A 17,958-nucleotide genomic window follows, 5' to 3' on the forward strand; every position below is an offset into this window, starting at 1 on the left:
CGGGCGTCCTTCAAGCGGATTTCGGGATGAGACGCTCAAACAGCGCCTCGACAGTATTGAAACGTTCTTCCGGGCGCTCCATCGGCACCTGGAATTTGAACATCGTCGCGCCTTCGAACTTGTAGCGCTTGGGCTGCGTCTGGATCAGCTTGATCAGGGTCATCGGGTCAACCGGCGTCTGCGCTTCGAACTCGATACGCCCGCCTTGCGGCCCGCCGTCGACTTTCTTGATGCCAAGCTTTTCCGCCTGCAATTTCAGCGCGGTGATCCGCACCAGGTTCTTGGTCGGCTCCGGCAACAGGCCGAAGCGGTCGATCATCTCCACCTGCAGGTCCTTGAGGCCTTCCTCGTCGGTGGCCGAGGCGATGCGTTTATACAGAATCAACCGCGCATGCACATCCGGCAGATAATCTTCCGGAATCAGCGCCGGCACCCGCAGATTGACTTCCGGGCCGCCACCCAGCGGTTGATCGAGGTTCGGCTGCTCGCCCTTGCGGATCGACTTCACCGCGCGCTCGAGCATTTCCATGTACAGGGTGAAACCGACGGCCTGAATCTGCCCGCTCTGACCATCGCCCAGCAGTTCGCCGGCGCCACGGATTTCCAGGTCGTTGGTGGCCAGCACGAAACCGGCACCGAGGTCCTGGGTATTGGCGATCGCTTCCAGACGCTTTTCCGCGTCGGAAGTGATCTGCTGGCGCGGCGGTGTCAGCAGGTAGGCGTAAGCCTGGTGGTGACTGCGGCCGACACGACCGCGCAACTGGTGCAGTTGGGCCAGGCCGAACTTGTCGGCGCGTTCGATGATGATGGTGTTGGCGCTTGGCACGTCGATGCCGGTCTCGATGATGGTCGAGGCGATCAGCACGTTGAAGCGCTTGTGGTAGAAGTCGCTCATCACCTGTTCGAGTTCACGTTCGCGCATCTGCCCGTGGCCGATACCGATGCGCGCTTCCGGCACCAGTTCGGCGAGGTCGGCGGCGCATTTCTCGATGGTCTTCACATCGTTGTGCAGGTAGTAAACCTGACCACCACGTAGCAGTTCACGCAGCAGGGCTTCCTTGACCGTGCTCTTGTTCTGCTCCATGACGAAAGTGCGCACCGACAGGCGCCGCGCTGGTGGCGTGGCGATGATCGACAGATCGCGCATGCCCGACACCGCCATGTTCAGCGTGCGCGGAATCGGCGTCGCGGTCAGGGTCAGAATATCGACCTCGCTGCGCAGGGCCTTGAGCTGTTCTTTCTGGCGTACGCCAAAACGGTGTTCTTCGTCGATGATCACCAGCCCGAGGTTTTTGATCTTCACATCATCGGACAGCAGCTTGTGCGTGCCGATGACGATGTCGATCTTGCCTTCCGCCAGATCGGCGATCGCCGCGTTGACTTCCTTGGCCGACTTGAAACGGCTCATCACTTCCACGGTCACCGGCCAGTCGGCGAAGCGGTCGCGGAAACTGTTGTAGTGCTGCTGGGCGAGCAGGGTGGTCGGCACCAGAATCGCCACCTGACGCCCGCCGTGCACGGCAATGAACGCGGCGCGCATGGCCACTTCGGTCTTGCCGAAGCCGACGTCGCCGCAGACCAGGCGATCCATCGGTTTCGGCGCGAGCATGTCTTCGCGCACGGCCTCGATGGTGGCTTGCTGATCGGGTGTTTCTTCGAACGGGAAACCGGCGCTGAAGGTGGCGTAATCGGCCTTCGGGTCGGCGAAGGCGTAACCTTCACGGGCGGCGCGACGGGCGTAAATGTCGAGCAATTCGGCGGCGACGTCACGCACCTGCTCGGCGGCTTTGCGCTTGGCTTTCTGCCAGGTCTCCGAGCCGAGGCGGTGCAGCGGCGCAAGCGAATCGTCGCTGCCGGTGTAGCGCGCGATCAGGTGCAGGTTGGCGACCGGCACGTAGAGCTTGGCGTTCTCGGCGTATTCGAGGGTGAGGAATTCGGCGGCCTGATTGTCGATTTCCAGAATCGTCAGGCCCAGATAACGCCCGACGCCGTGATCGATATGCACCACCGGCGCGCCTTCACGCAGTTCGGTGAGGTTCTTGATTACCGCATCGTTGCTGACGTCGCTGCGCTTCTCGCGGCGACGACGTTGCATCACTCGTTGCCCGAACAGCGGACTTTCCGCCACCAGCGCCAGCGCCGGGTCGTCGAGCAGCAGGCCCTCGTCGAGCGGGGCGATGGTGATCGCCAGACGATCCTTGCTGGCAACGAAGTCTGGCCAGCTGTCGACGGTTTTCGGCCGCAGCTTAAGGCGTTCCAGCAGTTCCAGCAGGACTTCGCGACGACCCGCCGATTCGGCGGTGAACAGCACGCGACCGGGGAACTCTTCGAGGAAGCCGGCCAGCGCCGCCAGTGGCTGCGTGGCTTTGGCTTCGATGGCCAGATCCGGCAGCGCGTGCGCCGGGAAGCGTTCACGGCCGACACCGCTTTCAACGTCCTGCTGACTGGCGACGACTCGCGGCCAATTCTTCAGGCGCGCGAAGCAATCTTCTACCGGCAGGAACAATTCGGCCGGTGGCAATAAAGGACGCGAAGGATCGACGCGGCGTTCTTCGTAACGATTGCGCACGTCGTTCCAGAAGTTTTCCGCCGCCTGCTCGATGCCCGGCAGCGAGAACACCTGAGTGTCCTGGGGCAGGTAGTCGAACAGCGTCGAGGTTTCGTCGAAGAACAGCGGCAGGTAGTACTCGATACCGGCCGGGGTGATACCGCTGCTCAAATCCTGAAAGATCGGGCAGCGGCGAAAATCGACGTCAAAGCGCTCACGGAAACGCGCCTTGAAGCGGGTGACTGCGTCTTTCTGCAATGGAAACTCGCGGGCCGGCAGCAGCTTGACCGACTCGACCTTGTCGATTGAACGCTGGGTTTCCGGATCGAAGGTGCGCAGGGTTTCGATTTCGTCGTCGAACAGGTCGATGCGATACGGCAGTTTGCTGCCCATCGGGAACAGGTCGATCAGCGCGCCGCGTACGGTGAACTCGCCGTGCTCGTACACCGTGTCGACATAGCGATAGCCGCTGGCTTCGAGCCGCGCGCGCATCTGTTCGACGTCGAGCTTCTGGCCGATGTCCAGCACCAGGCTGCTGCCGAGGAGGAATTTGGTCGGCGCCAAGCGATGCAAAGCGGTGGTGATCGGAACCACCAGCACGCCGTGGGCCAGTTCCGGCAGGCGATACAGGCTGGCGATGCGCTGGGAGATGATGTCCTGGTGCGGCGAGAACAGGTCGTAGGGCAGGGTTTCCCAGTCGGGGAAATGCAGTACGGGCAAATCCGGGGCGAAGAAACTCAGCTCCTGTTCCAGCCGTTCGGCGCTTTGGCTGTCGGCGGTCAGCAGCAGGGTAAAGCGCTTGGCAGCGCTGGCAGCCTCGGCAATCGCCAGGCTGAGGGCGGCACCGGGCAGATTGCCCCAGTGCTGTTTACCTGCTTCGGCAGGGAGTAACGGTAGACGCAGAACAGGCACGGAAGGTTGAGCTCCAGGCGTTGCGACAAAGTCGGTAATTGTAGCGGCCTCCGGTGCCGCCTGTCAGTTGCAGACTGCGTCTATCTTCACGGTTTGGACGAAATGTAGTGGTAACCATAAAAACGAGCACTTTTTTCGTGGTTATGTAGTGCCGAAGCCGGGTGGTGTTACGGAGGGTTACAGACATCGTCTAACAGTCGTCGAAAAATTGACTGCGCTGAAAGCCCCGGTTTTATTGGGCTGGAGAAGGGCGTAAATTTTTTGAACGGGAATTTGTTACCGATTGCGCGACAAGCGCGCATTGCTGAAAGGGCTTGTCGGCGGCATAATGTAGCCCCTTTTTTCTGCCCCTACATGTGGAAGGTTACCGTGACTCAGAAGCCCGACCAGTGTCTTGGTGAATGGATCGACCGTGAAGCACTCGCAGAAGCGATGATTCCGCTTATCGGTCAGCTCTACCGCAATAACAACGTGGTTAGCTCGATCTATGGCCGCAGCCTGATCAACCAGTCTGTCATCGCGATTCTCAAAGCTCACCGCTTTGCTCGCCACCGTTCTTCGGACGACAGCGAACTCTCCGTCCACGAAACATTCCCACTGCTCAAGGCCATGAGCGAGCTCAAGCTCGGCGCGGCGTCGGTGGATCTGGGCAAGCTGGCGTTCAAATTCCGTAACGAAGGCAACGGCCGCAGCGCCGAGCAGTTCGTGCGTGAAGAGATGGCTGACGTGGTTGGCCAGCAGAACGCCTCGGCCCGCAAAGGCACCGACGTTGTTCTTTACGGCTTCGGTCGTATCGGCCGTCTGCTGGCGCGCATCCTGATCGAGAAAACCGGTGGTGGCGACGGCCTGCGTCTGCGCGCCATCGTCGTGCGCAAAGGCGCCGAGAACGACCTGACCAAGCGTGCCAGCCTGCTGCGTCGCGATTCGGTACACGGTTCGTTCAACGGCACCATTACCATCGATGAAGAAAACAACACCATCACCGCCAACGGTAACCTGATCCAGGTGATCTACGCGAAGAATCCGACTGAGGTGGATTACACCCAGTACGGCATCAAAGACGCGCTGCTGGTGGACAACACCGGTGTATGGCGTGACGCCGATGGCCTGGGTCAGCACCTGGCCTGCCCGGGTATCGACCGCGTTGTTCTGACCGCGCCTGGCAAGGGCAAGCTGAAGAACATCGTTCACGGCATCAACCACGGTGAAATCACCGCTGACGACAAGATCGTCTCGGCTGCTTCCTGCACCACCAACGCCATCGTGCCGGTGCTCAAAGCGGTCAACGACAAGTTCGGCATCATCAACGGTCACGTGGAAACCGTTCACTCGTACACCAACGACCAGAACCTGATCGACAACTTCCACAAGGGCGATCGCCGTGGCCGCAGCGCCGCGCTGAACATGGTAATCACCGAGACCGGTGCCGCTACCGCTGCTGCCAAGGCTCTGCCTGAGCTGGCTGGCAAGCTGACCGGTAACGCGATCCGCGTTCCGACGCCGAACGTGTCGATGGCCATTCTCAACCTCAACCTTGAGAAAGCCGCCACCCGTGAAGAGATGAACGAGTACCTGCGCTACATGGCGCTGCACTCTGAGCTGCACAAGCAGATCGACTTCGTCAATTCGCAGGAAGTGGTGTCGACTGACTTCGTTGGCTCGCGTCACGCCGGTGTGGTCGATGCTGAAGCGACCATCGTGCAGGACAACCGCGTCGTTCTGTACGTCTGGTACGACAACGAGTTCGGCTACAGCTGCCAGGTGGTTCGCGTAATGGAAGACATGGCTGATGTGAATCCGCCAGCGTTCCCGCGCTAAGCCTCAGGCTTGAATGAAAACGCCCCGACATTTGTCGGGGCGTTTTTGTTTGTGGAGTGATCGTTCCCACGCTCTGCGTGGGAATGCAGCCCGGGACGCTCTGCGTCCCATTGGAACGCGGAGCGTCCCTTGAAGCATTCCTTTGCTGCGCGTGGGAACGATCGCGCTGGCGGGTGCGATTTAACTGGCGCCGCCAACCACAGCAGCCTGCGCCGTGCGCAACTCATGCCGGTTGCCACGGAACAATACCAACGTCGCAATCAACCCCAACACCGCCGCGCCGCTGAGCCAGATCCCCGGTGCTGCCTTGTTGTCCAGCACATGAATCAGATAGGTGCACGCTGCCGGAGTAAATCCGCCGAACGTCGCCGTTGCCAAACTGTAGGCCAGGGAAAACCCGGTCGTGCGCACTTCCACCGGCATGATCTCGGTCAGTGCCACCACCATCGCGCCGTTGTACGAGCCATAAAGAAACGACAGCCACAGTTCGACAATCAGCAAATGGCTGAAGCTGGGGTTCGCCACCAGCCACGACAGCGCCGGATACGCCGTCAGGATCGCCAGAATCGTCGCTGCCAACAGCAAGGGTTTTCGGCCGATCTTGTCGGATACCGCGCCCATCACCGGTAGCCAGAAGAAGTTCGACAAGCCGATGCATACGGTCACCAATAGCGCATCCAGATCAGACAGATGCAGCTCAGCCTTGCCAAACGTCGGCGTGTAGGCAGTGATCAGGTAGAACGACACCGTGGTCATCACCACCAGCGCCATGCCGGCAATGACGATGCCGAAGTTCTGGCCGATCGAGCGGACGATTTCGCCGAGGGTAGGGCGGTGGGTGCGCGCCTGGAATTCCGGAGTTTCTTCCAGCGAGCGACGGATGAAGAAAATCACCGGCACGATCATGCAGCCGATCAGGAACGGCACGCGCCAGCCCCATTCGCCCATTTGCTCCGGACTCAGCCAGTGGTTAAGACCGACGCCGAGCAGGCCGGCGAACACCACGGCTGCCTGTTGGCTGGCCGACTGCCAACTGACGAAAAAGCCTTTACGCCCCGGCGTAGAAATTTCCGACAGATACACCGACACGCCGCCCAGTTCCACGCCCGCTGAGAAGCCTTGCAGCAGGCGGCCGAACAACACCAGCAGCGGTGCGGCGACGCCGAGCGTCGCGTAGCCGGGCACGCAGGCAATCAGCACTGTACCGGCGGCCATCATCGCTAAAGTGATGATCAGCCCTTTGCGCCGTCCGTGACGGTCGATATAGGCACCGAGGAAAATCGCCCCCAGCGGGCGCATCAGGAAGCCGGCGCCGAAGGTCGCCAGCGACAGCATCAGCGAAGCGAACGCGCTGTCGGTGGGGAAGAAGGTTTTGGCGATGGCCGTGGCGTAGAAGCCATAGACCATGAAGTCGAACATTTCGAGGAAGTTGCCGCTGACAACGCGAAAGATCGCTTTGCCTTTGCCCGTGGTGGAGGACATGGGAGGTACTCACTGTTCAATTTTGTATAAAGGCGTTGCAGCCATGGGGAAGCGAGCGGGCGCTTGTAGTTCATAATGGCCGCCGTGGTTTTGCGGGGAGATGAAGAATTGTTAACTGGACGCTGGTGGGGGCTTGTGGTCTTGGCGGCGGCTTCGGTCGGCTGCGGCACCGGCGATTCCCTGGAACAGGTCGGTGGCTCGACCATGGGCAGCACCTGGTCGGTCAAGTACGTGCGCCACGCCGGGGGCGCCGATCCTGCGCGCGTGCGCGGCGAAGTGCAGGCCATCCTCGGTGAAGTCGATCAACAGCTGTCGACTTACCGAAGTGACTCCGCCATCGAACGTTTCAACGCCTTGCCCGCCGATAGCTGCCAAGCCATGCCGGCAGCGGTGCTCGAATTGGTCCGCATCGGCGAACAGCTTTCAACGCAAAGCGATGGCTCCTACGACCTGACCGTGGAACCGCTGCTGGACCTCTGGGGATTCGGCCCGCAAGGACGCGAGGAAAAGATCCCTGATGCGGCCGCTGTGGTCGAGGTCATGCAGCGGGTCGGCCATCAGCATCTGCGCATCGACGGCGAGCAGTTGTGCAAGGACGCCGCCGTCGAAGTCGACTTCAACAGTATTGCCGCCGGTTACGCCGTGGATGCCATCGCCGCCAGATTGCAGGGCATGGGCATCGACAATTATCTGGTCGAAGCCACGGGCGAACTCAAAGCCCGGGGCAAGAAGCCGGATGGTTCAGCGTGGCGCATCGCTCTCGAAGAGCCTCGCGATGACCCGCAAGTGGCCGAGCGGATTATCGATGTCGATGGCTACGGCGTGTCCACCTCCGGTGACTACCGCCATTATTTTCTGCAGGACGGTCGGCGTTATTCCCACACCTTCGATGCACGCAGCGGGCGACCGGTCCTACACGACCTGGCGTCAGTCACGGTGATTCATCCTTCAGCGCTGATGGCCGATGGACTATCGACGCTGTTGCTGATTCTCGGGCCGGAAAGGGCGCGGGACTATGCCCAAAAGCATGACATTGCTGCATTCTTTGTCCTGCGTGCCGATACAGGTTTCGTCACCCGCAGCAGTCAGGCATTTGCGCAGCTTGTCGGTGAAAAAAACTGACCGAAGACAAGACGAAAGCTGGCGTTGTAGTGCAGGCAAAAGTAGCCTACGACGCGACCAAGGGTTAATGTGCGCGGCGTTGACGCTTCTATAGACTGTGTCCGGGTTCTTCACTGGCCCCCAATTGTTCCTTCGCGCCGCCGTTCGGCGTGATTTAGCCGCCGGTGCTGCTGGCACCGCGGCCTGTTCTGAGGAGTACGCATGGCTGTCTACAACTACGACGTGGTGGTACTGGGTTCCGGCCCGGCGGGAGAAGGCGCGGCAATGAACGCCGCCAAAGCGGGGCGCAAGGTCGCGATGGTCGACAGCCGTCGTCAGGTCGGCGGCAACTGCACCCACCTCGGCACCATCCCGTCCAAGGCACTGCGTCACTCGGTGCGGCAGATCATGCAGTTCAACACCAACCCGATGTTCCGCGCGATCGGCGAGCCACGCTGGTTCTCCTTCCCGGACGTGTTGAAAAGCGCCGAAAAAGTCATTTCCAAACAAGTCGCATCGCGCACCGGCTACTACGCCCGTAACCGCGTCGACGTGTTCTTCGGTACCGGCAGCTTCGCCGACGAGCAAACCATCGAAGTGGTCTGCGGCAACGGCGTGGTCGAGAAGCTGGTGGCCAAGCACATCATCATCGCCACCGGTTCGCGCCCGTATCGCCCGGCGGACATCGATTTCCACCACCCGCGCATCTACGATAGCGACACCATCCTCAGCCTCGGTCACACCCCGCGCAAACTGATCGTTTACGGCGCTGGTGTGATCGGCTGCGAATACGCATCGATCTTCAGTGGTCTGGGTGTGCTGGTCGAGCTGGTCGACAACCGTGGCCAGTTGCTGAGCTTCCTCGACTCGGAAATTTCCCAGGCGCTGAGCTACCACTTCAGCAACAACAACATCACCGTGCGTCACAACGAAGAGTACGACCGCGTCGAAGGCGTGGACAACGGCGTGATCCTGCACCTGAAGTCCGGCAAGAAGATCAAGGCCGACGCCTTGCTCTGGTGCAACGGCCGTACCGGCAACACCGACACGCTGGGTCTGGAAAACATCGGGGTCAAGGTCAACAGCCGTGGCCAGATCGAAGTCGACCAGAACTACCGCACCTGCGTGGAGAACATCTACGGCGCCGGTGACGTGATCGGCTGGCCAAGCCTGGCCAGTGCCGCCCACGACCAGGGTCGTTCGGCCGCTGGCAGCATCGTCGACAATGGCAGCTGGCGCTTCGTCAATGACGTGCCGACCGGCATCTACACCATTCCGGAGATCAGCTCGATCGGCAAGAACGAGCAGGAGCTGACCCAGGCGAAAGTGCCGTACGAAGTCGGCAAGGCCTTCTTCAAGAGCATGGCGCGGGCGCAGATTGCCGGTGAGCCGCAAGGCATGCTGAAGATCCTCTTCCACCGCGAAACGCTGGAAGTGCTCGGCGTGCACTGCTTCGGTTATCAGGCGTCGGAGATCGTGCACATCGGTCAGGCGATCATGAACCAGCCGGGCGAGCTGAACACCCTGAAGTATTTCGTCAACACCACGTTCAACTACCCGACCATGGCCGAAGCCTATCGGGTAGCGGCGTACGACGGCCTCAACCGGCTTTTTTGACGGGCTCCGGCCGGTGGCCTGAGCCGGCCGGGGAGACCGATTTCAGCAATTCTCAAGGGTGGCAGTGGCCAAACCGGGAAAGTCTGTAATCAGGCTGTCAACGCCGAAGTCGGCGAGTCTGCGCATCAGCGCAGGCTCGTTGACGGTCCACACCGACACATGCAGGCCCTGACGCTGCGCCTTCTGCAGGCGTTCCGGCGTACACAGCGTCCAGTTCAGCGCGAGAATTTCGCAACCGTAGCTGGCCGCCACCTTCAGCGGATCGAGCCAGGCGTATTCGGCCACCAGGCCACGGGATACGTCCGGTACCAGGTCCAGCGCTGCCTTCAAGACTTCCCGTGAGCTCGAGGTGATCGTCACCTTGTCGAGCAGGCCATGCCGTTGAGCCATTTCCCGAATCGCCAGCACGGTAGTCGCCGCGCGGGTGCGTGAAGCGCTTTTGACTTCCAGTTGCCAGTGCTCGAAATCACATTGCTCGAACAATTCTTCCAGCGTCGGAATCGGGCACGGCTTGATCCAGCCCGGGCCACCCTTGCGTGCGTCGTAGGTCACCAGTTCGGCGGCGGTGTGCTCGACGACTTTGCCGCGACGGTCGGTGGTGCGCTTGAGGGTCGGGTCATGGATGACCATCAGTTCGCCGTCCTTGGACAGGTGCAGATCCAGTTCGCAGCGGCGCACGCCGTGCTTGAGGCATTCCTGAAAGCTGCTCAGGGTGTTTTCCGGTGCTTCGCCCTTGGCGCCGCGGTGGCCGTAGATGAGGGTCACGGTGCTTCCTTAAGTTAAATGCCAGATTCGTTCTGTTCGCGGGCCAGACGGCGTTCCTGAGCCTGCTTTTGCAAGATGTAGCGCGCGAGCAATTGGCGCTGGGCATCGGTCGGGCGCTCGAACTCGGTGCCGACGTCATAGCCATCGCCCTTGGGATCGCAATGGGTGACCCGGGCACGCAGCAGCAGGCCAAGCGCCTGCGGCATCAGTACCAGTTTCACCGACAGGTGTGCGCCGGTGGCAATCGGGGTCGGGTACTGAAAGTCGATCCCGCCCTCGGAGATGATCACTGGCTGCGGCTCGCCGATGTGGCCGAGCACGGTCAGGGCGATCACCTGGCTGAGCAGGTCGATGCGTTTGTTCTGCGATTTGAGGAACGCGGCGATGGCGCGGTCGCGCTCGCTGATCTGTCGCAACAGGTGCTGCGACTCGAATTCGCTCAGGTGCAGTTCGCTGAGCAGGTTGAAGAGTGGGGAAGCATCCTGCAACACTTCCTGACCTGCGGCTTCGGGAGCGGACAGGGGCCGAATTTCCAGTGCGATCGTGTCCTCGATACGGTAGTATTCGCGGCGATCTTCTTCATCTAATGTCGACATGGCGAACCCATGGTAGCGGCGGTGGTCTGAGTGTAAAGCTGGTTTTCGACCCCCGCCACAAGGACGTTCCTTTTCCCTCCGAACAAGCCCCGACATGTTCAGACCTCTCTTCGTATTTATCGGCACGCGTTATACCCGTGCAAAGCGTCGCAATCATTTTGTGTCATTCATTTCCCTGACTTCGATGATCGGGCTCGCCCTTGGCGTGGTCGTGATGATCGTCGTGCTGTCGGTGATGAACGGCTTCGACCATGAGATGCGCACCCGCGTGCTGGGCATGGTGCCCCACGCTACTCTCGAGACCGGCGAGCCGATCAATGACTGGCAAAGCCTGGCCGACAAGGTCAAGCAGAACCGGCAGGTGACGGCGGTGGCGCCATTCACCCAGATGCAGGGCCTGCTGACCAACAACGGTCAGGTTTCCAAGGTGTTGCTCAATGCCATTGATCCTGCGCTGGAGCGCAATGTGTCGATCATCGACAACTTCATGAAGCAGGGCAAACTCGACGACCTGACACCGGGCAGCTTCGGCATCGTCATCGGCGACAAGGCGGCGACCAAGCTCGGCGTCGGCATTGGCGACAAGGTTACGTTCGTTGCTCCCGAGGTCAGTGTGACCCCGGCCGGCATGTTCCCGCGCATGAAGCGCTTCACCGTGGTCGGGATTTTCCATGTCGGCGCCGGTGAGCTCGACGGCTACCTCGGCGTGACCAATCTGCAGGATCTGGCGAAAATGCATCGCTGGAAAGCCGATCAGGTGCAGGGCCTGCGTCTGAAGTTCGACGACCTGTTCCAGGCCCCGCGCGAGGCGTGGAACATCGCCCAGCAGCTCGGCGAAGATCGTTACTACGCCCGCGACTGGACCCGCACCCACGGCAACCTGTATCAGGCGATCCGCATGGAAAAAGCCATGATCGGGCTGCTGTTGCTGCTGATCGTCGCCGTCGCCGCGTTCAACATCATTTCCACGCTGGTGATGGTGGTGAACGACAAGAAGGGCGACATCGCCATTCTGCGCACCCTCGGCGCCACTCCGGGCACGATCATGCGCACGTTCATGGTTCAGGGCACGGTGATCGGCGTGGTCGGCACGGCGATTGGCGCGGTGGTCGGGATCCTTGCGGCACTGAATGTCAGTGCGGCCATTTCGGCGCTTGAAGGGCTGATCGGCCACAAGTTCCTTAATGCTGACGTGTATTTCATTGATTATCTTCCTTCGCAGGTCCAGAGCCAGGACGTCGTCATGGTCTGCGCCGCTGCGTTGGTCCTGAGTTTCCTCGCCACCCTGTATCCCGCCTGGCGTGCCGCGCGCACCCAGCCGGCGGAGGCGTTACGTTATGAGTGAGTCGGGCATGAGTGAACAAGCAATTCTGAGCTGCCGTAACCTGGGCAAATCCTACGAGGAGGGTCCAGAGTCGGTACAAGTGCTGGCCGGCCTGCAACTGGAGTTGCACCCGGGCGAGCGTGTAGCGATCGTGGGTAAATCCGGTTCCGGCAAGAGTACTTTGCTCAACCTGCTCGGCGGTCTCGATACGCCAAGCAAGGGCAGCGTCTGGCTCGACGGTGAAGAACTGTCTGCGTTGAGCGAGAAAAAGCGTGGCCTGCTGCGCAATCGCGCGCTTGGTTTCGTTTATCAGTTTCACCATTTGCTGCCGGAATTCACCGCGCTGGAAAACGTCTGCATGCCGCTGTTGATCGGCAAGACCGCCATCCCGGAGGCGCGTCAGCGTGCCACGGCATTGCTGGAGCGTGTCGGGCTGGGTCATCGTCTGGAACACAAACCGGCGGAACTGTCCGGCGGCGAGCGTCAGCGCGTGGCCATCGCCCGTGCCCTGGTCAACAACCCGGGGCTGGTGATGCTCGATGAGCCAACCGGCAACCTCGACCTGCACACCGCCGAAGGCATTCAGGATCTGATGCTGGAGCTGAGCACTTCGATGCGCACGGCGTTCCTGGTGGTGACGCACGACATGAACCTGGCTCGCCAGATGGACCGCGTCCTGCAGTTGCAGGAAGGTTGCCTCACTCCCATCTGACTGGCTGAAACCCGGCGCCCGTAACGGCGCCGGGTCTTTTATTTCTACACGGTGCCCCAGCGAATGTTCAGACCGTTATCGATCTTTATCGGCACGCGCTATACCCGCGCCAAGCGCCGCAATCGCTTTGTTTCGTTCATTTCGATGACCTCGATGATCGGCCTCGCCCTCGGCGTGCTGGCGATGATCGTGGTGCTGTCGGTGATGAACGGCTTCCAGCGCGAGATGAGCTCGCGCATCCTCGGCATGGTCCCTCACGCCACCATCGTCGGCGTCAAGCCGATCGACGACTGGCAGCCAGTGGCCGCCGCTGCGATGAAAAATCCCGAAGTGACTGCCGCCGTGCCGTTCACCGAAATGGAAGGCATGCTGTCCTACAAGGGTTCGATGCAGCCGATTCAGATCAGCGGCGTTGATCCGGCCCAGGAAGGCAAGGTGTCGATCGTTGCCCAGCACATCGTCCAGGGGCGTCTCGATGCCTTGAAGCCGGGCGAATTCGGTGTGGTGATCGGTGAAATCACCGCGCGGCGTTTCCGCCTCAATGTCGGCGACAAGATCACTCTGATCGTCCCGGAAGTAAGCACCGCGCCGGGCGGTATCACCCCGCGCATGCAGCGCCTGAATGTGGTGGGCGTGTTCAAGGTCGGCGCCGAGCTGGACGGTTCGATGGGCCTGATTCATGTCGCCGACGCCGCGACCATGCAGCACTGGCAGCCGAATCAGGTGCAGAGCGTGCGTCTGGCGGTCAAGGATCTGTACGCCGCGCCGAAGGTGTCTGCGGACATTGCCAGTGGCCTCGGCGCTGACTTCAAGGCTGACGACTGGACTCACACCCAGGGCAGCCTGTTCAGCGCGATGAAGATGGAAAAAACCATGATCGGCCTGCTGTTGCTGATGATCGTCGCGGTGGCGGCGTTCAACATCATTGCGACGCTGATCATGGTGGTGAACGACAAGGGCGCCGACATCGCGATCCTGCGCACGATCGGCGCCACGCCCCGGCAGATCATGGCGATCTTCATGGTGCAGGGCACGGTGATCGGCATTGTCGGCACCATCATTGGCGGCGTGCTGGGCGTGATTGCGGCGCTCAATGTCAGTGAATTGGTCGGCTGGGTCGAGCGCGTGACCGGCCAGCATATCTTCAGTTCGGACGTGTATTTCGTCAGCAACCTGCCCTCGGAACTCCAGGGCGGCGATGTGCTGTTGATCTGCTCGGCGGGATTCATTCTGAGCTTCCTGGCCACGGTGTATCCAGCGTGGCGGGCGGCGAAGATCGAACCGGCGCATGCCTTGAGATATTCGTAAGCGACTCCATGCTCGTTCCCACGCCCTGCGTGGGAGCGATCAGGTCCGAGGCAACTCGATTACAAACCGCGTCCAACCCGCTTCAGATTCGCAATGAATCGTCCCGCCATGGGCACGCACGATCGACTGGGTGATCGCCAGACCCAACCCCGCATGCTCACTGCTGCCTTCCTGCCGCGCCGGATCCGCTCGATAGAAGCGGTCAAACAGGCGTGGCAGTAATTGCGCTGAAACCCCCTCGCCACTGTTTTCGACGCAGACGCGCACGATCTCCCCCTCGTCGACGATGCTCAAGCGCACATAACCCTCGGCCGGGGTAAACCGCAGTGCGTTATCCAGCAGGTTCGACAAGGCCCGGCGCAACATGCCGCGATCACCTTCGATTTGCGCCTCACCTTCACGGCTCAAACTCACGCCAGCGTCTTCCGCCAATGGCGCAAAAAACTCCAGCAGCATGTCAGCTTCATCCGCCAGTTCCAGCGGTTCGCGCTTGGGCATCAGCAAGCCGTGGTCTGCCTTGGCCAGATAGAGCATGTCGTTGACCAGTTGCGCCATCCATTGCAGTTCTTCGAGGTTGCTGTGCAGCGCTTCGCGGTATTCCTCCAGTGCCCGTGGGCGGGTGAGGGTGACCTGGGTGTGGGTCAGCAGATTCGACAACGGTGTGCGCAGCTCATGGGCAATGTCGGCGGAGAACGCCGAGAGGCGCTGAAACGAGTCGTCGAGGCGTTCGAGCATGGCGTTGAAGCTGTAGGCCATTTCCGCAAGCTCTGGCGGCATCTTCTCCTCAGGCAGTCGGGCATTCAGCGATTGCGCAGAAATCCCACGTGCCACTGCGCTCATCCGCCGCAACGGGCGCAGACCGCTGCGCGCGGCCCAGGCCCCGAGCACGGCAGTGGCCAGCGCCGACAGGCCGACGGTCAGCCAGATCAGATGCTGCATGCGCGTAAGAAAATGCTGGTGATGGGTGATGTCCAGCAGCAGCGTCAGTTGTGGCGAATCCGCTGTGTCCGGGTAGAGCGGGGTGCGCAGCACGCGGTAATCGGTGCCGTCATGGCTGATGGTCGACAGGCCTGTTTGCAGGGGCAGATTCTTCGGAATCTGCACCGAGCTGTCGTACCAGTGCTGCCCGTCGCCACTGGTGATGCGCAACGACAGATCCGCCTGCCGGCTGAGTTCATCGGCCAGCCGCGCCTCGCGCTGGGCAGGTTGGAGATCCTGCAAGGCGCGGCGCAGGCCGATCAGTTTCGTCTCCAGTTGTTGCTGGTCAAGCTCGATGAAGTGCGCCTCGCTGGCGCGGTCGAACAGCACCCCGGCGAACAGCGAGACCACCGCAGTGCAGGCGGCAAACAACAGTGCCAGGCGCGTGCTCAAGGACCAACGACGCATCACAGCGAACGCTCTTCGAGCACGTAACCCATGCCGCGCACGGTGTGGATCAACTTGTTGGGGAAGTCATCGTCGATCTTCAGGCGCAAGCGGCGGATCGCCACTTCGATGACGTTGGTGTCGCTGTCGAAATTCATGTCCCAAACCTGCGAGGCAATCAGCGACTTCGGCAACACTTCACCTTGGCGGCGCAGGAGCATTTCCAGCAGGGCGAACTCCTTGGCGGTCAGGTCGATGCGCTGGCCGCTGCGTTCGACCCGGCGGCGGATCAGATCCAGGCGCAGATCGGCCAGTTGCAGACTGGTTTCCTGGGCGATTGCGCTGCCGCGCCGCAACAGGCTGCGCACCCGCGCGAGCAGCTCGGAAAAGGCGAATGGCTTGACCAGATAATCGTCGGCGCCCAGTTCGAGGCCGTGAACCCTGTCCTCCACCGCGTCTTTGGCGGTGAGAAAAAGTACCGGCGTGTCGAGGCCGGCGCTGCGCACCGCTTGCAGAATCTGCCAGCCACTGCGCCCGGGCAGCATTACATCGAGGATCAACAGCGCGTAGTCGCCGCTCAAGGCCAATTGCTGGCCGCTGATTCCGTCGGCCACCAGCTCGGTATTGAATCCGGCCTCGGTCAGACCCTGACGCAGGTACTGGCCGGTTTTCGCTTGGTCTTCGACGATCAACAGTTTCATGGGCGACTCGGGCTGGTTCGGGATGAAAAAGGGCGAAGGCGTTATACCGTGAGATCCGGCGATAAGCGCCAAGCTGACAAAGTTGTAATCTGCCTGTCAGGTCGATGCCAGCCCTGGGTGGTTAGAGTTTCCCACAGGCTGAACCTTCTCTTGTTGGAGTACGACCATGTTTTTGCGCACCTCCCTGAAAATAGCCGCCTCTCTGCTGGCATTGAGTACGCCAGCATGGGCGACACCGGTGCACACCTTCGCCTTCGGCCAGCCGGCAGCGGCGAGCCAGGCCACGCGGACTATCGAAATCGTCATGGGCGACATGAACTTCGACCCGAAAGCCATACAGGTCAAGGCCGGTGAGACGGTTCGCTTTGTACTGGTGAATAAAGGCCAGTTACTGCACGAATTCAATCTCGGTGATGCGGCGATGCATGCCAGTCACCAGCAGGAAATGTTGCAGATGCAGCAAAGCGGCATGCTTACGCCTACCGGCATGAAAGAAATGTCCCACGACATGGCGGGCATGGATCACGCAGCGATGGGCCATGGCATGCAGCATGACGACCTCAACAGCGTGCTGGTCGAGCCGGGCAAAACCGCCGAGTTGACCTGGACTTTCAGCAAGGCCACGGCGCTCGAGTTTGCCTGCAATATCCCCGGGCATTATCAGGCCGGCATGGTTGGCAAACTGACAGTCAGTCAGTAAGCACTCAAAGGCGCGGGCAAAGGCTGGTAGAATCCGCTGATTCTTCAGTCAGGTTTCCGCCATGCATCCCGCAGCCGAACATTCGCCGCTGGGCAAATCCAGCGAATACATCGCCACTTACACGCCGTCCCTGCTGTTCCCGATTCCGCGCACCGCGAAATGGGCCGAGCTGGGCCTGACCGCCGAAACCCTGCCGTACAAAGGCGTGGATTTCTGGAACTGCTTCGAGCTGTCGTGGCTGCTGCCCTCGGGCAAGCCGGTGGTGGCGATCGCTGAATTCAGCATCCCGGCGGATTCGCCGAACATCATCGAATCGAAGTCGTTCAAGCTCTACCTCAACTCGCTGAACCAGACGCCGTTCGGCGACGTCGCCACATTGCAAGCGACGCTGGTCAAGGATCTGTCCGCCGCTGCCGGCAAATCGGTGGGCGTGCGGGTGCGCAGTCTGAAAGACGTGGAAGCTGAAGGCGTGGTGGCGTTGCCGGGCGTGTGCATCGACGATCTGGATATCAGCATCAGCAATTATGAGCACCCGCGTCCGGAGCTGCTGCGTTGCGATGATTCGCGGATCGTTGAAGAGAGCGTGCACAGCCACCTGCTCAAATCCAACTGCCCGGTGACCAGCCAGCCGGACTGGGGCAGCGTGGTAGTGGAATATCGCGGCGCCGCGCTGGATCACGCCAGCCTGCTGGAGTACATCGTCAGCTTCCGCCAGCATTCGGACTTCCATGAGCAATGCGTGGAGCGGATTTTTCTCGATCTGCAGCGGTTGTTGAAGCCGGAGAAACTCACGGTGTTTGCGCGCTATGTGCGCCGGGGTGGGCTGGATATCAACCCGTATCGCAGCACTGAAGAAATGCAGCTGCCGAATCACCGGCTCGTACGTCAATAAAGAAACGGAATGTGCGATATCCCTTGTGGGAGCGGGCCTGCTCGCGAATGCGGTGTGTCATTCAACGATGATGTCGACTGACACGACGCCTTCGCGAGCAGGCTCGCTCCCACAGCG

Annotated in this window: 14 protein-coding genes and 1 pseudogene; 8 read left to right on the top strand and 7 right to left on the bottom strand. The window is 61.0% G+C overall.

The features are described from left to right. Positions 1 to 10: 10 nt before the first annotated feature. A complete protein-coding gene (gene mfd / locus F8N49_RS06125) occupies positions 11 to 3,460 on the bottom strand; it encodes a transcription-repair coupling factor (protein WP_024013632.1) in 3,450 nt (1,149 codons plus the stop codon). 354 nt (positions 3,461 to 3,814) lie between these two features. On the opposite strand from mfd, the gene F8N49_RS06130 reads away from it, so the two are divergent. Then, positions 3,815 to 5,278: a glyceraldehyde-3-phosphate dehydrogenase gene (locus F8N49_RS06130; RefSeq protein ID WP_016775482.1), complete on the top strand. Its 1,464-nt coding sequence runs from the start codon at positions 3,815 to 3,817 to the stop codon at positions 5,276 to 5,278. Positions 5,279 to 5,458: 180 nt separating this feature from the next. Here the strand turns inward: F8N49_RS06130 and F8N49_RS06140 are convergent, their stop codons facing one another. Further along, positions 5,459 to 6,760, bottom strand: a complete 1,302-nt coding sequence (locus tag F8N49_RS06140; RefSeq protein ID WP_122746887.1) for an MFS transporter — start codon at positions 6,758 to 6,760, stop codon at positions 5,459 to 5,461. 75 nt (positions 6,761 to 6,835) lie between these two features. Here F8N49_RS06140 and F8N49_RS06145 point away from each other — a divergent pair, with 75 nt between their 5' ends. Further along, positions 6,836 to 7,882: an FAD:protein FMN transferase gene (locus F8N49_RS06145; protein WP_122746886.1), complete on the top strand. Its 1,047-nt coding sequence runs from the start codon at positions 6,836 to 6,838 to the stop codon at positions 7,880 to 7,882. A gap of 201 nt (positions 7,883 to 8,083) precedes the next feature. Further along, positions 8,084 to 9,478, top strand: coding sequence for a Si-specific NAD(P)(+) transhydrogenase (sthA, locus tag F8N49_RS06150; protein WP_016775479.1), 1,395 nt, complete (start codon positions 8,084 to 8,086; stop codon positions 9,476 to 9,478). Between the two features lie 42 nt (positions 9,479 to 9,520). Here the strand turns inward: sthA and F8N49_RS06155 are convergent, their stop codons facing one another. Next, on the bottom strand, positions 9,521 to 10,243 hold the full coding sequence (locus tag F8N49_RS06155; protein WP_008087738.1) for a glycerophosphodiester phosphodiesterase family protein: 723 nt from the start codon (positions 10,241 to 10,243) through the stop codon (positions 9,521 to 9,523). A 14-nt stretch (positions 10,244 to 10,257) separates the two neighbouring features. Continuing rightward, a complete protein-coding gene (locus F8N49_RS06160) occupies positions 10,258 to 10,839 on the bottom strand; it encodes a PilZ domain-containing protein (protein WP_016775478.1) in 582 nt (193 codons plus the stop codon). Positions 10,840 to 10,933: 94 nt separating this feature from the next. On the opposite strand from F8N49_RS06160, the gene F8N49_RS06165 reads away from it, so the two are divergent. The 3 genes from F8N49_RS06165 to F8N49_RS06175 all read left to right on the top strand — a co-directional run bounded on the left by F8N49_RS06165 (position 10,934) and on the right by F8N49_RS06175 (position 14,183). Next, positions 10,934 to 12,184 (top strand): lipoprotein-releasing ABC transporter permease subunit, encoded by a 1,251-nt coding sequence (locus tag F8N49_RS06165; protein WP_024013629.1) that lies wholly within the window; start codon positions 10,934 to 10,936, stop codon positions 12,182 to 12,184. Then, positions 12,177 to 12,875 (top strand): lipoprotein-releasing ABC transporter ATP-binding protein LolD, encoded by a 699-nt coding sequence (gene lolD / locus F8N49_RS06170; RefSeq protein ID WP_024013628.1) that lies wholly within the window; start codon positions 12,177 to 12,179, stop codon positions 12,873 to 12,875. The genes F8N49_RS06165 and lolD overlap by 8 nt, the downstream gene beginning before the upstream one ends. 63 nt (positions 12,876 to 12,938) lie before the next feature. Continuing rightward, positions 12,939 to 14,183 (top strand): lipoprotein-releasing ABC transporter permease subunit, encoded by a 1,245-nt coding sequence (locus F8N49_RS06175; protein ID WP_071173051.1) that lies wholly within the window; start codon positions 12,939 to 12,941, stop codon positions 14,181 to 14,183. Between the two features lie 39 nt (positions 14,184 to 14,222). Here F8N49_RS06175 and F8N49_RS06180 read toward each other — a convergent pair whose 3' ends face one another. Further along, a complete protein-coding gene (locus tag F8N49_RS06180) occupies positions 14,223 to 15,569 on the bottom strand; it encodes a heavy metal sensor histidine kinase (RefSeq protein ID WP_151551004.1) in 1,347 nt (448 codons plus the stop codon). After that, entirely contained in the window at positions 15,569 to 16,249 is a 681-nt protein-coding gene (locus F8N49_RS06185) for a heavy metal response regulator transcription factor (RefSeq protein ID WP_071173049.1), read from the bottom strand. The genes F8N49_RS06180 and F8N49_RS06185 overlap by 1 nt, the downstream gene beginning before the upstream one ends. 166 nt (positions 16,250 to 16,415) lie before the next feature. On the opposite strand from F8N49_RS06185, the gene F8N49_RS06190 reads away from it, so the two are divergent. Then, positions 16,416 to 16,949, top strand: a complete 534-nt coding sequence (locus F8N49_RS06190) for a plastocyanin/azurin family copper-binding protein (protein ID WP_151551005.1) — start codon at positions 16,416 to 16,418, stop codon at positions 16,947 to 16,949. Positions 16,950 to 17,010: 61 nt separating this feature from the next. After that, positions 17,011 to 17,841: an NADPH-dependent 7-cyano-7-deazaguanine reductase QueF gene (gene queF / locus F8N49_RS06195; protein WP_151551006.1), complete on the top strand. Its 831-nt coding sequence runs from the start codon at positions 17,011 to 17,013 to the stop codon at positions 17,839 to 17,841. Between the two features lie 23 nt (positions 17,842 to 17,864). Here queF and F8N49_RS28225 read toward each other — a convergent pair. Next, positions 17,865 to 17,954 (bottom strand): annotated as a pseudogene (locus tag F8N49_RS28225) (metal ABC transporter ATP-binding protein); the annotation flags it as partial. Positions 17,955 to 17,958: the final 4 nt, after the last annotated feature.

The organism is Pseudomonas sp. GXM4 (genome assembly GCF_008923895.1).
Taxonomy (GTDB): Bacteria; Pseudomonadota; Gammaproteobacteria; order Pseudomonadales; family Pseudomonadaceae; genus Aquipseudomonas; species Aquipseudomonas atacamensis.